Genomic DNA, 4,454 nt, shown 5'->3' with positions numbered 1-4,454 from the left:
AAATTGATGATGCAGTTGTTCCAGCAGAAAATAGACTTCACTGAGAAAATCTTGGATAATTGGGGTTTCGGAGCGGATGGCGGGGAACAGACGATGGACTAAAATTCCGTTTTGTTCTTGGGAGACACAGCGCGATCGCTGCAAGGTATCATCTTTACGTTGTTTAGAATGAAAGACAGCAACGTGAACCTCATAGCCAATGGCTTTGAGCATTTGGGCAATGCGATACACAGATTCTCCGACCCCCCCGACATCAGGGGGAAATTCTAAGGTGGTCAGGCAAATGCGTTGCGGTTTCATCAGTTCTCTCCCATTAAAAAACGTTAAGGTTAGGCGGCAAGGGACTTTTGGCAAAAGTCATGCAAAATTTCCGCTGTCTTAGCAACCCCATTGCAATCAAAGGCAATAGCAGTCGATTTCGTCTCCAGAGCATCCACAATTTTTTCGGCTAAGCGCTGCGGGGACAAATCCTCTGGACGCAGCACTGAAACCACGCCCAATGCTTCTAGCCGTTTCGCCCGAATGGTCTGCTCTTGATCCCCATTGCCCGTAAACGGGAGCAACAGCGATCGCGTCCCCGTTTGCAACACATTTAAGGTGGTGTTGTAACCGCCCATATTGATCGATAAATCTGCTTGTTGCAGGTAGGGGATTAAATTAGGGGTGTAGCGCTCGACCGTTAAATTGGAGCGACTTTTTGCTACCCCTTGCAGTTCCTCAAGCAAGGCGTTAGGGGCAAAGGGTCCTGTAAACAGTTGCACCTGGTGAGGAATCCGTTGTGCTAAATCCGCACTGGCAGCAGCAACCGCCCGTAATAACTCATGCCCGAATCGACCGCCGCCAACGGAGCAGACAATACTCGGTTGGGGATTGGGGGAAGATGTTGCAGAAACTGAGTTGGGCACGACATAGCCGGTATAATAAACGGGACATTGCAACTCTCTCACCCGAGAAAAACTCCGTTCTAAGGGCATAAATTGCGGATCGCCGTGAATCAGCAGCAGGTCAAAATATTGGTTGATCAGTTTGCACACTTTTGCTTCATGGCGCTCTTGATCTTGTTTGGTGACAACAATATCTCGTAAACTGGAAACCACCTTGGTTCCGCAGTGACGAGCGGTTTCGATTAGGGGAATCAGTTCCGGTGAAAAGCGACGGCGTCCAAAGGGGAATAACTCCACCATCAGGAGATCCGGCTGCCACTGTTGGAGGGCAGCAATCATCTGTTGGCGACGAGCGTCAAAAACCGCTTCTAAGCTTTCAAAGCCCTCGGGTAAATTGAGGTGAGTAAATTCGGCATCAGTGGTTAACGGGGGCAGTTGCAGCATTTCCACCCCGCTAGGAATCTCAAATCCGGCAATGGCTGGACCGCCGTTGATAAAACAGACTTCAAATTCAGCAGTCAGTCCGCGCACAATTGCCATACTGCGCACGAGATGACCCATGCCCAAAATATGTTGACAATAGAACATTAATCGTTTCATGACGCGATCGCCTCCCAGGATGAAGACAAGTTAATGGGGGATGCCGAATGACGGGTCAGTGTGTTGAGGAGTAAGGCTTTCACTTGCGCCACATTCTTTTCGAGGGCGAAGTTTTCAGTGACCGTTTTCCGCCCGGCAAGCCCCAGGGTACGACGTTGCTCAGGATCTTCAGCTAGCTGAATCAGGGCTTGCGCGATCGCGCTGGGGTCTTTTTCCGGCACCAAAATCCCATTTTCCCCTGAAACAATTAACTCAGTAATCCCCGAAATTGCAGTGGAAATGACCGGCAGTTCCATCGCCATCGCTTCAATCAAAACATTGGGAATCCCATCGCGATCGCCATCTGCCGTGACTTGACAGGGCAAAACAAACACATCGGCTGCTCGATATTGCTCAATCACTTGGTCTTGGGTTAACTTGCCCACTAACGTCACCTGATCTTGAAGATGAAAGGCTTGAATTTGCAGCTCCAATGCTTCTTGCAAAGGACCAAACCCAACAATTGTGCAAGCAAAAGGCACTCCGGCGAGGCTCAGGTGAGCACACGCCGTTAACAAATCAGGAAACCCTTTCTTCTCACAAAAGCGTCCAATAGAGAGAATCTGCAGGCAGTCTCCGTTGGCAGAGCCCGCGGTTTGATCCGATTGAAACCGCTGCAAATCCAAACCATGATAAGCCAAATTAATGGGAGTATCTGAAGTGGCAATAGATTTGAGATAGCGACGATTGTAATCGGTACAGGTAAGAACAAATTCAGCAGATTTCATTCCGCGATCAAGCGCGATCGGTTCTGTCAAGTAAATATCTTTCGCGTGAGCTGTGATGCTATAAGAAATGCCACTACACTGGTGAGCGATTTCTGCCGTTGCTGTTGGAATATTAGCAAAGTGAACGTGAAGATGAGCGATGCCCAACTCAGGCATGATTTGTGCCAAATAGAGACCCTGCAAAAATTCATTGAGGTGCTTTTTTTCCGACCGATTAATGTAGAATTGCAACTGTTCCCGGCATTGCTCAGGATAATGCTGTTGCCAGGCTAAATAGTTTGTCAGCAGGGCCGTTTCTTCTTCCCGGTCATATTCTGGTAATAGAGAAGGCAGATAAGTGACCGGCGCTTTCAGTTCACTGACACTGGGATGAAAACGCTTATCTTGAGGCTTGCGCAAAGAGAAAATATGTAAATCAATGCCTTGTCGCTCTAATTCGAGCATTTCGTTGAGAATAAACGTTTCTGAGAGTTTGGGAAACGTTTTTAATAAATAACCGATGACAGGTGATTGTTCAGTCATAGCAATTATTCTTGTCTAAACAGCAATGGGCTGAAGCAACTTTTTAAAGGAATCCTCTTGCTCCAATAAACGCAGGAATGCTTCAGTGATACGAGGCAGGGCATTAAAATCGAGCGTATAATCTGAAGCAACCCGCGGCGAGGCAGTCAATTCTTCGCTCATGACCGCTGCCAACCGCTGTGGGGTTAACTGATGCGGATGCAGCATTCTCAATACCCCCCGTTTTGCTAAGCGTACTGATGCGGATGCAGCATTCTCAATACCCCCCGTTTTGCTAAGCGTTGGGCGCGAATCCATTGTTCTGCGACCGGCTCAATTCGAGGCACCACCACCGCTCGCTTTTGTAAGGAGAGAATTTCGCTGACGGTGTTGTAACCGCCCATCGAAACAACCAAATCAGCAGCAGCCATATAACTGGCTAAATCAGGGGTGAATTCTAACCAGTGCCAATGGGAAACCGGACGAATGCGTGCTAATAAATCATGCTTCTGGGCAAGGGGCATTTCGGAACCGCCCACAATTAAGCTAATGATTTTTTGATCGCAAAAGCATTGGGTTTGGGCTTGCAAATAGGTATTGACTAAAGAAAACCCATCCTGTCCCCCACCGGGAGTCACTAAAATGAAGCGGTCTCTGTCCGTAATCCCCAACTTTTGGCGAATCGCTTGGGGAGACTGAAGACCGGGCGGGCGTCTGATGTAGCCCATAAACTGGGTTTTTGCCTTCAGCGTTGGCGAAAAGCGGTATTCTTCTACCGCATTGAAAATTTCCGGGTTACCCACAATCCATACTTGGTCATAGCGGGATTCCGCAAGGAAATAATAATTTTCTCGTTGCCATTGCGCGATCGTCGCCGGAGCGCTATCCAAAATATCTCGCAACAGAAGCACATAACGAGTTTGAGGATGGTGATATTTTAAATAGTCCAAGGTTGCTTGCAATTCTCCTTGTAAACCATTTGGTTTTTTATCCACCAAGAAGAGATCCGGTTGGAAATGAGCAGCAGCGGTACAAATCAGCTGTTCTCTTAGATTAAGCGTATCCTCAAACTGTCCCTTGAGAAAGGTAACGCTCAATTTTCCTTCTTCATTGCGACCGAGACAAGGCAATTTAATATAGTCCAGTCCTTTAGGTAGCCGGAGTTGATGTAACGCAGGTGACCCGGAAACAACCAGAATGGATAAATTCGGAATGGCTTGCAGAAGATAATCGCAGATGGCTAGCATCCGGCGGATATTGCCTAATCCAAACGCATCATGGGAATAGACCATTAACTTCATGGGTAGATTGTCCTTGAATGAGTGAGTTTGGCGTAATGGGAGTTGCAGAAGCTGTTGAGAGATTTGTTGGTTAAACCTCTTCCCAGTGATCAAAGGAGGTAACGAGGAAAACGGCTGAGTGGCATCGCTATTTTTAGGGTGACGCAGCTTTATAAAAATTAAGTGAAGTTAAGATGAGAATCAGTTCATGAGAATTCATGAAAGTTTGATGAAAACTTTCTTATTAACTGGCAAGAGCGCGAGAACATAAGTCCCGCGCTGTAATCTCTGATTCAGCGTTGGGATATCCTCACTTCCTCGTCGCTTCGCTCCTGCGTCGCTGCGTTGGAGTCTCGCCGTTGATTGACCGGAGCTTTAGTGAGGAGGTTCGATGCCCCGAAATCAACATTTACCAATAAGTT

General features: G+C 47.6%; 5 protein-coding genes. All 5 read right to left on the bottom strand.

What is annotated here, in order from left to right:
• Positions 1-300: glycosyltransferase family 4 protein (locus tag GVY04_05625; protein ID NBD15632.1), on the bottom strand; the 300-nt coding region annotated here is incomplete at its 3' end.
• 29 nt (positions 301-329) lie between these two features.
• Entirely contained in the window at positions 330-1,484 is a 1,155-nt protein-coding gene (locus tag GVY04_05620; protein ID NBD15631.1) for a glycosyl transferase, read from the bottom strand.
• Complete coding sequence (locus GVY04_05615) at positions 1,481-2,773, bottom strand: glycosyltransferase (protein ID NBD15630.1); 1,293 nt, start codon at positions 2,771-2,773, stop codon at positions 1,481-1,483. The genes GVY04_05620 and GVY04_05615 overlap by 4 nt, the downstream gene beginning before the upstream one ends.
• A 15-nt stretch (positions 2,774-2,788) precedes the next feature.
• Positions 2,789-2,980: a hypothetical protein gene (locus GVY04_05610; protein ID NBD15629.1), complete on the bottom strand. Its 192-nt coding sequence runs from the start codon at positions 2,978-2,980 to the stop codon at positions 2,789-2,791.
• A 20-nt stretch (positions 2,981-3,000) separates the two neighbouring features.
• The gene (locus tag GVY04_05605) at positions 3,001-4,053 is read right to left on the bottom strand and encodes a glycosyltransferase (GenBank protein ID NBD15628.1); all 1,053 of its coding nucleotides are present in this window, start codon (positions 4,051-4,053) and stop codon (positions 3,001-3,003) included.
• Positions 4,054-4,454: the final 401 nt, after the last annotated feature.

The organism is Cyanobacteria bacterium GSL.Bin1 (assembly GCA_009909085.1).
In the GTDB taxonomy this organism is placed as follows: domain Bacteria; phylum Cyanobacteriota; class Cyanobacteriia; order Cyanobacteriales; family Rubidibacteraceae; genus Halothece.
The sequence above is the reverse complement of the archived record's forward strand: the minus strand, read 5'-3'. Positions and strand labels throughout refer to the sequence as shown.